Annotated in this window: 15 protein-coding genes; 7 read left to right on the top strand and 8 right to left on the bottom strand. The window is 72.7% G+C overall.

What is annotated here, in order from left to right:
• Window positions 1-128: 128 nt before the first annotated feature.
• From K7472_RS04045 to K7472_RS04035, 3 genes are all read right to left on the bottom strand, one after another.
• Window positions 129-953: a hypothetical protein gene (locus tag K7472_RS04045; RefSeq protein ID WP_222973905.1), complete on the bottom strand. Its 825-nt coding sequence runs from the start codon at window positions 951-953 to the stop codon at window positions 129-131.
• Window positions 954-1,029: 76 nt separating this feature from the next.
• Window positions 1,030-1,200 carry a hypothetical protein gene (locus tag K7472_RS04040; protein ID WP_222973903.1) on the bottom strand — a complete coding sequence of 57 codons (171 nt, stop codon included), beginning with the start codon at window positions 1,198-1,200 and terminating at the stop codon, window positions 1,030-1,032.
• A gap of 108 nt (window positions 1,201-1,308) precedes the next feature.
• On the bottom strand, window positions 1,309-2,247 hold the full coding sequence (locus K7472_RS04035) for a JmjC domain-containing protein (protein ID WP_222973901.1): 939 nt from the start codon (window positions 2,245-2,247) through the stop codon (window positions 1,309-1,311).
• A gap of 292 nt (window positions 2,248-2,539) precedes the next feature.
• On the opposite strand from K7472_RS04035, the gene K7472_RS04030 reads away from it, so the two are divergent.
• On the top strand, window positions 2,540-5,695 hold the full coding sequence (locus K7472_RS04030; RefSeq protein ID WP_222973899.1) for a tetratricopeptide repeat protein: 3,156 nt from the start codon (window positions 2,540-2,542) through the stop codon (window positions 5,693-5,695).
• Window positions 5,696-5,846: 151 nt separating this feature from the next.
• Here the strand turns inward: K7472_RS04030 and K7472_RS04025 are convergent, their stop codons facing one another.
• Both K7472_RS04025 and mca read right to left on the bottom strand, forming a co-directional pair.
• Complete coding sequence (locus K7472_RS04025) at window positions 5,847-6,167, bottom strand: hypothetical protein (RefSeq protein ID WP_372457900.1); 321 nt, start codon at window positions 6,165-6,167, stop codon at window positions 5,847-5,849.
• Between the two features lie 12 nt (window positions 6,168-6,179).
• The gene (mca, locus tag K7472_RS04020) at window positions 6,180-7,055 is read right to left on the bottom strand and encodes a mycothiol conjugate amidase Mca (RefSeq protein ID WP_222973895.1); all 876 of its coding nucleotides are present in this window, start codon (window positions 7,053-7,055) and stop codon (window positions 6,180-6,182) included.
• Between the two features lie 130 nt (window positions 7,056-7,185).
• On the opposite strand from mca, the gene K7472_RS04015 reads away from it, so the two are divergent.
• From K7472_RS04015 to greA, 3 genes are all read left to right on the top strand, one after another.
• Window positions 7,186-7,590 (top strand): DUF4307 domain-containing protein, encoded by a 405-nt coding sequence (locus tag K7472_RS04015; protein WP_222973892.1) that lies wholly within the window; start codon window positions 7,186-7,188, stop codon window positions 7,588-7,590.
• Between the two features lie 223 nt (window positions 7,591-7,813).
• Window positions 7,814-7,963 carry a hypothetical protein gene (locus K7472_RS04010; protein ID WP_222973890.1) on the top strand — a complete coding sequence of 50 codons (150 nt, stop codon included), beginning with the start codon at window positions 7,814-7,816 and terminating at the stop codon, window positions 7,961-7,963.
• Complete coding sequence (greA, locus tag K7472_RS04005; RefSeq protein ID WP_109451621.1) at window positions 7,960-8,457, top strand: transcription elongation factor GreA; 498 nt, start codon at window positions 7,960-7,962, stop codon at window positions 8,455-8,457. Before K7472_RS04010 ends, greA begins: the two co-directional genes overlap by 4 nt.
• Before the next feature lie 86 nt (window positions 8,458-8,543).
• Here the strand turns inward: greA and K7472_RS04000 are convergent, their stop codons facing one another.
• The 3 genes from K7472_RS04000 to ilvA all read right to left on the bottom strand — a co-directional run bounded on the left by K7472_RS04000 (window position 8,544) and on the right by ilvA (window position 11,915).
• Complete coding sequence (locus tag K7472_RS04000) at window positions 8,544-9,401, bottom strand: ABC transporter permease (protein WP_222973889.1); 858 nt, start codon at window positions 9,399-9,401, stop codon at window positions 8,544-8,546.
• Window positions 9,398-10,450, bottom strand: coding sequence for an ATP-binding cassette domain-containing protein (locus tag K7472_RS03995; protein ID WP_222973887.1), 1,053 nt, complete (start codon window positions 10,448-10,450; stop codon window positions 9,398-9,400). The genes K7472_RS04000 and K7472_RS03995 overlap by 4 nt, the downstream gene beginning before the upstream one ends.
• A 223-nt stretch (window positions 10,451-10,673) precedes the next feature.
• Entirely contained in the window at window positions 10,674-11,915 is a 1,242-nt protein-coding gene (gene ilvA, locus K7472_RS03990; RefSeq protein WP_222973884.1) for a threonine ammonia-lyase, read from the bottom strand.
• Window positions 11,916-12,011: 96 nt separating this feature from the next.
• Between ilvA and K7472_RS03985 the strand changes: the two genes are divergently transcribed.
• The 3 genes from K7472_RS03985 to K7472_RS03975 all read left to right on the top strand — a co-directional run bounded on the left by K7472_RS03985 (window position 12,012) and on the right by K7472_RS03975 (window position 13,382).
• Window positions 12,012-12,494 (top strand): MarR family winged helix-turn-helix transcriptional regulator, encoded by a 483-nt coding sequence (locus tag K7472_RS03985; RefSeq protein WP_222973882.1) that lies wholly within the window; start codon window positions 12,012-12,014, stop codon window positions 12,492-12,494.
• 124 nt (window positions 12,495-12,618) lie between these two features.
• A complete protein-coding gene (locus tag K7472_RS03980) occupies window positions 12,619-13,119 on the top strand; it encodes a sigma factor-like helix-turn-helix DNA-binding protein (protein WP_222973880.1) in 501 nt (166 codons plus the stop codon).
• On the top strand, window positions 13,116-13,382 hold the full coding sequence (locus tag K7472_RS03975; protein WP_308013762.1) for a hypothetical protein: 267 nt from the start codon (window positions 13,116-13,118) through the stop codon (window positions 13,380-13,382). Before K7472_RS03980 ends, K7472_RS03975 begins: the two co-directional genes overlap by 4 nt.
• Window positions 13,383-13,403 lie beyond the last annotated feature (21 nt).

Raw genomic sequence — 13,403 nt, 5'->3', positions numbered from 1 at the left:
CTGCCGTCCGCAGGCGCCAGACGCCGCAGGCACGACAGGCTTCACAGCCGTCGGCCAAACGTCCGCCGGAGGCTCGCAGGATTTCTGTGATGTCTTCGATCACGACTACGCCGGCGCCGCCGGCATCGTCATTCCGCGCACGCGCCACAGACATGGGCGATCACTCCGGATTCCATGAGCTTTTCCAGGATCGGGCCGATGGTGTCCTTCCGGATTCCGGCGTCATCGGCCCCATCCGCGTCGAGGAGTTCCGCGACCCGTGCCGGACGGCTGAGCCTGTCGGCCACCCAGGCCGCCCCCCGGGTCACCCGCAGGATCCGCGGCGTCCGCGCGCCCCGGCGCACGGAGACGATGAGGTGTGTCGGCGACCCGGTGTCCGTCATGTCGCTCTTCCTCACGACGATGCCGACGACGTCCACCGCGAAACTCGCGACGTGCGTGCCTTCGCTCCGCCAGAAGACCGCGCCCGAGGTGGGATCGCACGCCGGTTCCGACTCCGGGACAGCGGCCCGGACCGCCGTGCTCGCTGCGGAGTTGGCCGTGGCGAGGAGCCACTCGAAGCGTGCGACCTCGGGCACCGAGCGGGGAAGGCCGTCGTAGAAGAGTCCGCACTCGCTCAGGTAGCCGACAAAATCCGACACGTACGCCTCACGCGGGCGGGACGGACTCGGCAAGTGCGCGTCGACGTATTCACCAATGATCCGGGGGTTGTTCGCCTTCAGCCAGCGATAAGCGGTCGGCATACCCCGGGCCAGCAGATTCTTGTTCTTCGCCGTGAGGCTGTCGGCGAACGACTCGATCTCCCGCGGCGGAACAGCGGCCAGGAATTCCTGGCCTTCGGGCCCGAGCCCGAACGACTCCGCGCATTCGTGAGGACTGATCCTGTGGGCGATCCGATAGCCCGGATTCATGTAGAGCTTGAAGAGGGCGATCTGAGCGTCGAGGAGTTCCACGAGAGCCCGCCTTTCATCATGACTCGGTGCCGTCGTCCGGCCCGGCGGGCGACCGGGCCGGACGACGGCGATGACGTCAGCCGCAGTGCTCGCAGCCGCCGTGACACGCCTCGACTCCGCAACCGCACGGAGCGTAGAGAGCCTCGAGCTCTTCCTCCTCCGGCAGCTCCACCGGAATGATGAGCTCTGACTCGAGTTCGGCGACGGTCGGAGAAATGAGTGAACCAGGAATGGCGATCACCTCCATCAGGGAACGCGGGTTTCGCGTTCACCAGGACTATGACGATCAGGCCTGTACGCGCGCTGTCACGCCGTGAAAGGACGTGGTGACGGGCGCCGCAGCCGGGGCCAGGACTCAGGCCCGGTCGAGCCGGAACGACGGCCGCGGAGCGCGCGCCAGGGCGGTCGCCTCGTCGAACAGGGCCGCCGCGGCCTTCCCGGCATCGCACGCCGCCAGTTCCAGGACGACCCGCGACACGGCGACCCTGATCTGCTGTTCCGCCGCCGTCCTGTCCAGCGAGAGGAAGTCGGGCCCGACGGATCGCAGCACTTGGCCGACGAGCGACTTCACCGCATCGGTCACCCGCGGCGGGTGGACTCCGATGCCGATGTGCAGGGACGGCTCGCTCTCGGTCATCGCCTCGTGCGCGGTGCCGCACTCCATGAACATGACATGGCCCGCCCGTACTTCGACGACCTCGTCGACCGCCGGTGTGGCGTCCCCGGCGATCCGGCCGCCCCGCCAGCGGTCGTCATCGGGCACGCCGTGCAGCAACCACCGCTTCCGTCCGTACGTCTGGACGGCGAAGACGTGGTACTCGTCCCGGTGGACGGCCAGCCCCTGCGAGCCGGGCGGCGTCAGGAAGGCCGTCGCGCGCACTTCGGCGCCCACCGCCGCGCTCAGTCCCCGGACCAGTTCACGCGCGGGAACGTGCCACTGTTCGAGACCGCGCAACGCCAGCGTCGCACCGGCGTGGAAGTGGCGCAGCACCGCCTTCGGATCGACGTACAGCGACTGCCCGGACGCGGCGACGCGTTTCGTGGTCGTGTACTCCGCGACCGGCACCGGGACACCGTTCTTTACCAGCCCGGCGAACGGGTATCGCAGCAGGCTCGCTTCGAGGAAGTCCTCGATGTGGTCGATCGTCAGTACGCCGAGCGCGTCCTCCGACGCCTCGAACGTCCGAGGAATGCCGTCAGTCGGCACGGGAGCGGCTGCCAGAAGCCGCAGCGCCCCGGCCAGTACCCCCATGTCGCCCGTCCGGCGCGTCTCCAGATCCGGGTCTGTTTCCACCTGTCTCCTCCGGGTACTCGTTCTCGCTGTCCCGGTCGCGGAATGCTCCCGGAGGTCGTCCTGCTGACGAAGACGCCCCGTCCCTTCGCCCGCGCGGTTCCCCGCACCATGCCGGAGGCGGCTGTACGCGTGCTGTACCCCGGCGGCGAACCGGCTCCCGGCGATGCCGTCCGTCGGAAGCCGCCGCCACGCGGCCTTTTGGCTATGCGAGCCCGTACCTCGTCCCGTACGGTCAAAAGCCTTCTGTACGCGGCCTGTTGGCCGGAACGAGGCGGATGACGGGGAGGCGCGGATGGGCGAGGGGCTTCGGGAGGGGGATCGGCGGGAGGCCGAGCGCGTGGTGCGGGCCGTCGCGGGGCAGGGGCGCGACGGGGAGGAGCTGACCGCGCGGGCGCTGGCCGCGCTGGACGAGATCGCGGAGCAGGCCGGTCCCGAGTACGCGGCCTACCTGGGCGCGCTCAGCCCGGCGAGGGCCGCCGGACCCGCGGTGTTCGCCGGGGTGTCCGGGGTCGCCGCGTTCGCCATGGACCTCGGGCACGGACTGACCGCCGGGGCCGCGTTGACCACCGGGGTCGTGGTGGCCGCCGCCACCGGTGCGGCCGGCGCCGCCCGCGAGGCGATGCGCCGCCGCCCGGACGATGACGCGCAACGCCTTCGTTCCGCCTGGCTGACCGCCCTGGAGCGGCGCGGAGTGACCCCCTTCCTGGAACGCGAACGCGCCGTGCGCCCGGCCACCAAGGCCCCCAAGGACGCGCCACCGCCCGCCACGAAGACCACCTCGCTGCCCCAGCCCCGCAAGACCCAGGACCGCAGCGCCGCCGCCCGGCAACGTTCCGTCCTCCAGCAGTCGTTCGGCCAGCTCCCGCGCCCGCAGGGCCCGTACGCCGGGCGCAAGGAGCACCTCGCGCGGATCAGCCAGTGGGTGCAGCAGGCCAGGGCGTCCACCGAGACGAAGCCGGTCGTCGTCGTGCTGCACGGGCCCACCGGGTCCGGCCGCAGCTCGCTCGCGGTGCGCGCCGCGCAGCAGTTGAGCGACCAGTTCCGCGGCGCCTGCGTCGTCACGTTGCGCGGCGGCGACCCCGAGGGCTCGCTGTCGACCCGTGAGGCGCTGCTGCACCTGCTCAACCGGCTGGGCGCGCCGCGCGACCAACTGCTGTTCCGGGAGCGCCCGTCGCAGGAGCAGCACCTGAGGCTGCTGAGCGAGCAGTACCAGAAGCACCTGACCGGCCTGCCCGTCGTCGTCGTGCTGGACGACGCCGACGACCCGGCGCAGGTAAGGGAGTTGGTGCCCCGGCACTCCGAGAGCCTGGTGCTGGTCACCGGCGCCCGGCCGCTGGAGCTCGGCCTCGGGGACACCGCGTGGGTGCACCACCTGCCGGTCGACGCGCTGGCGGCGCCGGACGCGTACGGGCTGCTGCGCGAACTGGCGGACGGCAAGCCGCTGCCCGACGACCCCGCGTCGGCCGACCGCGTACGGGAGTTGTGCGGCGGGCTGCCGCTCGCGCTGCGCGCCGCCGGGACCTCGCTGGGCTCGCGCACCCTGCGCGGGCTCGCCGACGACCTCGACGCGTACGGCCCGATCGACCCGCTGGAGCGCGCCCTGAGCCTGCGCTACCGGGACCAGCCCGACGTCTCCCGGCGGCTGCTGCGCAGGCTCGCGCTGGCGGGCCGGGCCAGCCTGGGCGCCGCCGCCGGGGCCGCGCTGCTGTCCACCGACGAGGCGGAGGCCGCCCGCAGGCTCGGCGACCTGGCGCGCGCCGGGCTGGTCGAGCCGGTCCGCGGCAGCCGCTACCGGCTGCACGACGCGGTGCGCGGCTTCGCGCTGGCCCGGCTGCTGGACGAGGAGGAGCCGGACGAGCGGGCCGCCGCGCAGGAACGCCTGATCCGCACCTACTCGGAGCTGGCGGACCTGGTGATCCGGCTGGTCGACGGCAAGACCTCGACCCGCGCCGGGCACGACGCGGGCGGCGCGGTCGGCTCGCACGGCTTCGCCTCACTGGACGCGGCGCTGCGCTGGCTGGACGAGGAGTCGTCGTTCATCACCGCCGCGCTGCGCACCGCCGAGGGCGTCGACCAGGCCGCCGTGCTGCACCTGCTGGGCGCGCTGTGCGACTACTGCCTGCTGCGCGGCGACCTGTACCGGCTGGGCGAGATCAGCGAGCTGACCCAGCAGGTCGACCAGGGGCTGCTGGTGCGCTCGGTGCAGTGGCGCACCGGCATCGCCGCCCGGCAGCTGGGCGAGCTGGACCGGGCGCGCTCCACGCTGACGTCGGTGGTCAACCTCTACTTCGAGGCGCAGCACCCGGCCGGCGCGGCCCGCGCGTTGTGCAGCCTCGGCATCACCCTGCACCACCAGGGCAACCTGACCGAGGCGGCGGCCAAGCTGCGCGAGGCGCTGGACCTGCAGAGCGGCGACGACCTGCGCGCCGACCGCGCCTGGACGCTGCACGCGCTCGCCGCCGTCCTGCGCGACCAGGGCCGGGTCGCCGACGCGCTGCGGATGCTGCTGCTGGCACTGGAGCTGCACGGCGAGAGCGAGAGCGTGCACGGGCAGGCGTGGGCGCACATGCAGCTGGGGCAGGCCTACCTGCGGCTCGGGCAGGTCGCGCTGGCCGAGGCCGAACTGCGGCACGCGGCGCAGGAATACACCGCCACCCGCGACAACCGCGGCACCGCCTGGACGCTGACCCAGCTCGCCCGCGCCCGGCTGGCCCGCGGCGAGGCGGCGGACGCGGTGGCGGGGCTCGGCGAGGCGCTGGCCCGCCACCGGGAGAACGAGGACGCGCGCGGCGAGGCGTGGACGCTGTACTACCTGGGCCAGGCGCAGGAGGAGACCGGCGACGCCGACGAGGCGCTGCGGTCGCTGGAACGGGCCCGCGGGATGTTCAGCCGGATGCGCGACGTCTACGGGCTGGCCTGCGCCCGGCACCACGCGGGCCGCGTCACCCGGGACGTGCGGGCGCGGCGGGTGGGCAACCTGCGCAACAGCGGCTTCGCCCGGCAGATGCTCCAGGACGCCCGGCAGGACTTCCACCGCACCGGCGTGCCGCACGGCGAGGCGTGGTCGTGCGTGGAGCTGTCGGTGGTGGACGCGGGCAACGGGCGGCTGCCGCAGGCGCTGGCGCTCGCCGACGAGGCGGTCGCCCTCTTCCGGGGCGTCGGGGACCGCAGGGGCGAGGACTGGGCGCGTTTCCTGCGCTGCACGTATCTTCCGCTGGTCTCCGAGGAGGGCGCGGCGGAAGCCCGCGAGGAGCTGGCCGCGCTGGCGTCCGACGACTTCGAGGGCCGCGACCCGGCGATCGCCGAGTACGTCACGGCGTGGTCCCACGTGCTGCGGCGCGGTCTTGAGCCGGGGGCGGCGTGGGAGGTCTGGCGGCTCGGCATGACACCGGCACGCGCGGCCCGCGAACGGCTGGCCCTGCGGGAGGACGCACGGGCGGACGGCTGAGGGCGTACGGGGCCCGGGCGGACGGCTGAGGCAGCGCTTGGCGTGATGTCGGACACACCCGCCTGCGGGGGCCGCTGGAACCGAGGAAACGCCCGCCTGCGGGGGCCGGTCGGGACCGGCCCCCGGGTGATCGCGTTCCTCCGCGGGCCGCCTAGCCCTCGCCGCGCGCCGCCCCGCCGGAAGCGGAGCCGGTCGTGGAACCGGCGGCCGAACCTGCGGCGGAGCCACGGGCGGCCGAAGCCGGGCCGGACGCCTTCTCCTTACGTCCCGCACCCGGCTCCGGGTCGGGGGCCTCTTCGAAGTCCACCTTCTTGAACTGCTTGTTCATGCTCTTGAGCAGCAGCCACACGGCCGCGCCGAGCGCCGCGAAGACGACGAAACCGAGCAGACCGGGCGTGACCTTGTTCTGGTCGACGTCCGCGAGCATGACCAGGGCGGAGTGTGCCGGCACGGGGGCGAAGGATGCGTTCACACCGACCATTGTCTACCCGGCCTCGCCGACACCCGCGAAGAGGTCCGACTCCGGCAGGCTGGTGGGCACCCGCGACTTCGCCAGCTCGTAGTCCTCGGTCGGCCAGACCTCCTTCTGGAGGTCCATCGGCACGTGGAACCAGAAGCCGTCCGGGTCGATCTGGGTGGCGTGCGCGAGCAGCGCCTTGTCGCGGATCTCGAAGAAGTCGCCGCACGGCACGTAGGTGGTGATCTGCCGCTCGGGGCGGTCCATCTTCTCCCAGCGCTCCAGCCAGTCCCCGTACGGCGACTCCAGGCCCCGGGCGAGCAGCGCCTCGTGCAGGGCGAGGGTGCGGTCGCGGTTGAAGCCCTGGTTGTAGTAGAGCTTCAGCGGCGCCCAGGGCTCGCCCGCCTCCGGGTAGCGCGACGGGTCGCCCGCCGCCTCGAAGGCGACCATCGAGATCTTGTGGGTCATGATGTGGTCGGGGTGCGGGTAGCCGCCGTTCTCGTCGTACGTGGTCATCACGTGCGGGCGGAACGAGCGGATCAGCTTCACCAGCGCACCGGCCGCCTCGTCCACGTCCTGGAGCGCGAAGCAGCCCTCGGGCAGCGGCGGCAGCGGGTCGCCCTCCGGCAGGCCGGAGTCCACGAAGCCGAGCCACGCCTGCTTGACGCCGAGGATCTGCCGGGCCTCGTCCATCTCCTTGGCCCGCACCTCGTGGATGTGCTCCTCGATGTACGGGTCGCCCTGGAGCTTGGGGTTGAGCACGGAACCGCGCTCGCCGCCGGTGCAGGTGGCCACCAGCACGTCGACGCCTTCGGAGACGTACTTCGCCATCGTCGCCGCGCCCTTGCTGGACTCGTCGTCGGGGTGCGCGTGTACGGCCATCAGCCGCAGCTGCTCGGTCAAGACAAGATCCTTAGGAAATGGGGCTCCGGAGCCGTTCCGGGAGCACTGTCATCGCGTCCGGGGACGCCCTCTATAGTGACCGACGCGGGGGCCTGAATAATTCCGTGGCCCCGCCGCTGGAGGAACCGACATGACCGCCGTGCGCGAAGGGCTGCCCGAGGGCCGCTACGGGCGCCCCAGGACCCCCGACCGCTCCGACCGCAAGCTGCGCGTCGCGGCCTGGGTGACCGGCGCCCTCGCGGTGGTGGCACTGGGTCTGTACGGCTGGTCGTACATGTCGGGCAGCAGCGTCAACGCCGACGTCCTGACCTTCAAGGTGGTCTCCGCCTCCCAGGTGAACGCCACCATCCAGGTCTACAAGGGCGCCGACCAGACCGCCGTGTGCACGGTGGTCTCCGAGGACGTCGACAAGGACGAGGTCGGCCGCAAGGACGTCACCGTCACGCAGCACGGCACCACCGTGGTCACGGGCGTGACGATCCGCACCACCGCCCGCGCCACCGACGCCGAGCTGCTGAGCTGCACGGCACGCTGAGGCTCGGACCGCGCTGCGCCGCGTACCGCGCTGAGCCTCGGACCACGCTGCGCCGCGTACCGCGCTGACCAGCGCCGACGGCACGGCTTACGGACCGGAGGGCCGGTTTCCGGCGGGCGCGGCGCCAGGGGTGATTCACCCCTGCCCTCCTCCCGCCGGGCCGCGGGAATTGTTACGCTCGTGGTTTCGCCCGTCCGACATGGCGCAAGCTGGTTGGAGGGGCGTGTCGTACATCTGGCGCCGGACGCGCCGCGCCCGCCGGGAGCGGCACCACCCGCCGGACGGCGGACCGACGGCCACCAGAGCCGCCCGACACCGCGAGAACCACCACCAGAACCACCGCAAGCCGAGTACCGACGAGGAGCACCTGTGACCCAGACCAGCGAGAGCGTCACCTGGCTGACCCAGGAGGCGTACGACCAGCTCAAGGCCGAGCTGGAGCACCTGTCGGGTCCCGCACGCGCCGAGATCGTGGCCAAGATCGAGGAAGCCCGCCAGGAGGGCGACCTCAAGGAGAACGCCGGATACCACGCCGCGCGCGAGGACCAGGGCAAGCTGGAACTGCGCATCCGCCAGCTGACCCAGCTGCTCCAGCACGCGAAGGTCGGCGAGGCGCCCGCGGACAACGGCGTGGTCGCGCCCGGCATGGTCGTCACGATCGCCTTCGACGGCGACCCCGACGACACGCTGACGTTCCTGCTCGGCTCGCGCGAGTACGTCTCCGACGAGATCGACACCTACTCGCCGCAGTCCCCGCTCGGCTCCGCCGTCAACGGCAAGAAGACCGGTGACGACGCCTCCTACGAGCTGCCGAACGGCTCGAAGGCGGCGGTGCGCATCCTGGACGCCAAGCCGTACCAGGGCTGAGACCGGCCGCTGACCGTACGACGAGGGCCGCGAGCGATCGAACGCTCGCGGCCCTCGTGCGTGTGCGGCGGCAGGCGGCAGGAGGATCAGGCAGCAGCCGTGCGGTACTTGTGCACGGACCAGGTGCGGAAGACCAGGACGATCACGACCGACCAGATCAGCGACGCCCACGCCGGGTGCTGCATGGGCCAGGCGTGCGAGACGATCCCGGTCGGGTTGCCGAACAGCTGGCGGCAGGCCTGCACGGTCGCGCTGAACGGGTTCCAGTCGGCGATCGTGCGCAGGAACGACGGCATGTTGCTGGTGGGCACGAACGCGTTGGAGATGAACGTCAGCGGGAACAGCCAGATCAGCCCGCCGGACGTGGCCGCCTCCGGGGTGCGCACCGACAGGCCGATCAGCGCGCCGATCCAGGAGAACGCGTACCCGAGCAGGAGCAGCAGACCGAACGCGGCGAGCGTGTCGAAGACGCCGTTGTGCACCCGCCAGCCGACGATCACCGCGACGATCGAGAGCACCACGACGGTCAGCGCGGTCTGCACCAGGTCGGCGATGGTCCGCCCGGTCAGCACCGCGCCGCGCGCCATCGGCAGCGAGCGGAAGCGGTCGATCAGGCCCTTGTGCATGTCGTCGGCGATGCCCGCGCCGGCGCCCGCGGTGGCGAAGGTGACGGTCTGCGCGAAGATGCCGGCCATCAGGTAGTTGCGGTAGACCGACGGGTCGCTGCCGTGCTGGCCGGGGACCGGGATGGCGCCGCCGAAGACGTAGCTGAACAGCACGACGAACATGATCGGCTGGATGAGGCCGAAGATGACGACCTCGGGGATGCGCAGCATCCGGATCAGGTTGCGCTTGGCGACCACCAGCGAGTCGTGCGCCGCCTGGAGCGGACCGCCCGCGGGGCGCGGGGCGAGGGTCTGGTCGGTCGCGGTGGCCGTGGTCATCGGGCCGCCTCCTCGGTCTCGTTGCCGTTGCCGGTGCCAGTGCCCGTGCCCGTGCCGGTGGCGGCGTCCGGGCCGGAGCCGCCGGGCGTCTCCTCGTCGGAGTCGGCCTCCTCGGCCGCGTGCCCGGTCAGCGACAGGAACACGTCGTCCAGCGTCGGGCGGCGCAGGCCGATGTCGTCGATCCCGATGCCGCGGGTGTCCAGTTCCCTGATCACCTCGGCGAGCAGCTTGGCGCCGCCGGTGACGGGCACGGTGATGCGCCGCATCTGCCGCTCGACCTTGGCCTCGCCCTTGGCGAAGCCGGTCATCACCTCGGTCGCGGTGGCCAGCAGGTCGCGGTCCTGCACGACGACCTCGACGCGCTCGCCGCCGGTGCGGGCCTTGAGCTGGTCGGAGGTGCCGCGGGCGATCACCTTGCCGTGGTCGATGACGCAGATGTCGTGCGCGAGGCGGTCGGCCTCCTCCAGGTACTGCGTGGTGAGCAGCAACGTGGTGCCGCCGGAGACCAGTTCCTCGATGACCTCCCACAACTGCTGGCGGTTGCGCGGGTCGAGGCCGGTGGTCGGCTCGTCCATGAACATCACCGGCGGGCTGACGACCAGCGCGGCGGCCAGGTCGAGTCGGCGCCGCATGCCGCCGGAGTAGGTCTTGGCGGGCCGGTCGGCGGCATCGGCGAGGTGGAAGCGCTCCAGCAGCTCCAGCGCCCTGATCTTCGCGACGCGGGCGGACAGCTGGTAGAGCTGGCCCACCATCTGGAGGTTCTCCCGGCCGGTCAGGTACTCGTCGACGGCCGCGAACTGGCCGGACAGACCGATCGACCTGCGCACCTCGTTGGGTCGCTTGAGCACGTCGATGCCGGCGACGTGCGCGGTGCCGCTGTCGGGTTGCAGCAGGGTGGTCAGCACGCGGACGGCGGTGGTCTTCCCGGCGCCGTTGGGTCCGAGCAGACCGAGGACGGTGCCGGTGGGCACGTCGAGATCGACACCGTCCAGAGCCCTGACGTCGCCGAAGGTCTTCACCAGCCCTTCGGCGTGGATGGCGCCTGGCATGTGGGGTCTCCCAGTGTGTGGAGCGGGCGGGATGAGGATGTACCACTGGCGGGCCGCCAGCCGTACGAACATACGGAACGAAAGGCGTACGGGCGCGACAGACGCCCGGACCGCTCTGACGAGTATCGCCTAACGCGATATATCGCGTCAACCGATATGCGGGCCGTCACCCGTGCCGACGGTCCGGCCTGTCCGACCAGTCCGACCGCGCCGACCGGTCCGCTCAGCGGATGATCGTGTAGCCCGCCCCGCCGAGTGCCTCGATCAGCCGCGCGCAGTGTTCCGGTCCCTCGGTCTCCAGGTGCAGTTCCACCTCCACCTCCGTCAGCTGCAACTGCGGGTCGATGCGCACGTGGCCGACGTCCAGCACGTTGGCGTCGGCCTGCGACAGCACCCCCAGCAGCAGCGCGAGCGCCCCCGGCCGGTCGGTCAGGCGCACCCGCAGCGACAGGTAGCGGCCGGCCGCCGCCATGCCGTGCCGCAGCACCCGTTGCAGCAGCAGCGGGTCGACGTTGCCGCCGGACAGCACGGCGACCACCGGGCCCTCGAACGCGCCCGGGTCCGACAGCAGCGCGGCCACCGGGCTGGCCCCGGCGGGCTCCACCACCATCTTCGCGCGCTCCAGGCACAGCAGCAGCGCCGACGACAACGCGTCCTCCGAGACCGTGCGGACCTCGTCCACCAGCTCCTCGACGATCCGGAACGGGACGTCTCCGGGGCGGCCCACCTTGATGCCGTCCGCCACGGTGTGCGGCGACTGGAGGGCCACCGGCCGCCCCGCCGCCAGCGACACCGGGTACGCGGCGGCGCCCTGCGCCTGCACGCCCACCACGCGCACGTCCGGCCGCAGCGACTTGACGGCCACCGCGATCCCGGCCGCGAGCCCTCCGCCGCCCATGCCGACGACGACGGTGCGCACCTCGGGGCACTGCTCCAGGATCTCCAGGCCGACGGTGCCCTGGCCCGCGACGACGTCCGGGTGGTCGAAGGGGTGGATGAGGACGGCGCCGGTCTCCTTCGCGTACTCCTGCGCGGCGTGCAGCGTCTCGTCGACGACCTGGCCGTGCGCGCGCACGTCGGCGCCGTAGTCCCGGGTGGCCGCGACCTTCGGCAGCGGTGCGCCGGTGGGCATGAAGACGGTGGCCCGCACGCCCAGCAGCGAGGCGGCCAGCGCGACGCCCTGCGCGTGGTTGCCCGCGCTCGCCGCGACCACCCCGGCGGCCCGCTCGGCGGCGGTCAGGCCCGCGATCCGCACGTAGGCGCCGCGCAGCTTGAACGAGCCGGTGCGCTGGAGGTTCTCGCACTTGAGGTGGACCGGGGCACCGACCAGGGCGGACAGGTGACGGCTGCCTTCCAGCGCGGTCGTCCTGGCCACGCCCGAGAGCGTCTTGGCCGCGAGGCGTACGTCGTCGAGCGTGACGGCGGCGGGGCGTGCGACCCCGCGGCCGGTGGTGCGGTGGTCCATGCGTTCAGCATGGCAGGGCGCCGCCGGTTCGGCTCGACGGTCCGATGTTTGGACAGCGGGGGTACGGGGAACAGCCCGTCCGCGTACCCTTCCGACATGCCGACCACCGTTGACATGACGTCCACCGCACTCTACGAGCGCCTCCAGCACGAGGTGGCGCTCTTCGCCCGCCGGGCCGAGCAGACCCGGCTCGGCGGCGTGGGCAAGGCCCGCAACTCCATGGACCGGGCGGCGTACCTGCTGCTCAACCGGCTCGACCGGGAAGGCCCGATGGGCGTCAAGGCGCTCGCCGAGGGCATGGGCATCGACTCCTCCACCGTGACCCGGCAGGTCGCGCCCCTGGTCGAGGCGGGCCTGGTCAAGCGCACCTCGCACCCCGACGACGGCCGGGCCGTGGTGCTCGCGCTCTCCCCGCGCGGGATCGAGCGCCTGGAGGAGGTCCGCGCCTCCCGCCGCGAGCTGATGGCCCAGGTCACCGAGGACTGGTCGGCGGACGAACGCGAGGCGTTCACCGAGCTGTTGACGCGCTTCAACCTGGCGCTGTCGGAGTACCACCTGACGGTGGCGCAGGGCGACTGACCGCCCCGGAGATCCTCGGCGGCCGAACGCGTGCCGCCTCACGCCGAACGGGTGCCGCACGCCTCTTGACCGGGGCGGCCGCGATGCCGTCCCATGGCCCGAAACCACTGTGCCGGGGGGAGGCATGGTCAGCGCGCGACGGCGGATCAAGGAGCAGCGCAGGGCCCGCGAGTTCCAGGCGTTCACCGCGGGCGCCGGCGGACGGCTGCTGCACGTCGCGACGCTGCTCACCGGCGATCCCGGCGAGGCCGAGCGGCTGGTGGTCGCCGCGCTGTCGCGCACGTACGCCGACTGGTTCCGGATGCGCGGCGAGGACCCGTACGCGCACGCCCGTCAGGAGCTGACCGCGGGCTACGCGCACCGCGCCTGGCGCTACCGGCGCCCGTGCGGCGGCAGGCTGGACCGGCTCCCGCCCAGGGAGCGGCTGGTGCTGGTGCTGCGGATGTACGAGGGCCTGGCCGACGAGCAGGCCGCCGCCCAACTGGGCCTGCCCACCGAGCGGTTGCGCACCCTGTGCCAGCGCGCGGTGGCGGCGATGCGCAGCCGTGATCCCGGGAGCCGCGATCGGAGCGACCGCGATGCGAGCCGCGCTCCGGGCGGCCGTGGTCCCGGAGGATCCCGGTGAGCGGCGAGGCGGTCGACCGGCTGCCGGGCGGCAAGGAGGGCGAGGTCCACGCCATGCTGGACGCCGCCTACCCGGTGGTCCCGCCCGACCTGGCCGCCCGCGCGATGGCGCGCGGCTCGCGCCGCCTGCGCCGAAGACGCCTGGCCCGTACCGCCCTCGTGCTGCTCCTGCTCGCCGCCGTCGTGGCCGCCGCGGTCTGGGCGATCGCGGTCTGGCCCTCCCCTCCCCCGCTCAACGTGCCGCCGCCGCCCGGCGGTTGGTGAGCCGGGCGGCGGCGCGACGTG

This window comes from Streptantibioticus parmotrematis, from assembly GCF_019890615.1.
GTDB classification, from domain to species: domain Bacteria; phylum Actinomycetota; class Actinomycetes; order Streptomycetales; family Streptomycetaceae; genus Streptantibioticus_D; species Streptantibioticus_D parmotrematis.
The sequence above is the reverse complement of the archived record's forward strand: the minus strand, read 5'-3'. Positions and strand labels throughout refer to the sequence as shown.

What these genes read in the sequence shown, in the direction of transcription:
- K7472_RS04040 (WP_222973903.1), bottom strand. Translation starts at nt 1,200, where the DNA reads ATGGAGGTGATCGCCATTCCTGGTTCACTCATTTCTCCGACCGTCGCC.
- K7472_RS04030 (WP_222973899.1), top strand. Translation starts at nt 2,540, where the DNA reads ATGGGCGAGGGGCTTCGGGAGGGGGATCGGCGGGAGGCCGAGCGCGTG.
- K7472_RS04015 (WP_222973892.1), top strand. Translation starts at nt 7,186, where the DNA reads ATGACCGCCGTGCGCGAAGGGCTGCCCGAGGGCCGCTACGGGCGCCCC.
- K7472_RS04000 (WP_222973889.1), bottom strand. Translation starts at nt 9,401, where the DNA reads ATGACCACGGCCACCGCGACCGACCAGACCCTCGCCCCGCGCCCCGCG.
- K7472_RS03995 (WP_222973887.1), bottom strand. Translation starts at nt 10,450, where the DNA reads ATGCCAGGCGCCATCCACGCCGAAGGGCTGGTGAAGACCTTCGGCGAC.
- ilvA (WP_222973884.1), bottom strand. Translation starts at nt 11,915, where the DNA reads ATGGACCACCGCACCACCGGCCGCGGGGTCGCACGCCCCGCCGCCGTC.
- K7472_RS03985 (WP_222973882.1), top strand. Translation starts at nt 12,012, where the DNA reads ATGCCGACCACCGTTGACATGACGTCCACCGCACTCTACGAGCGCCTC.
- K7472_RS03980 (WP_222973880.1), top strand. Translation starts at nt 12,619, where the DNA reads ATGGTCAGCGCGCGACGGCGGATCAAGGAGCAGCGCAGGGCCCGCGAG.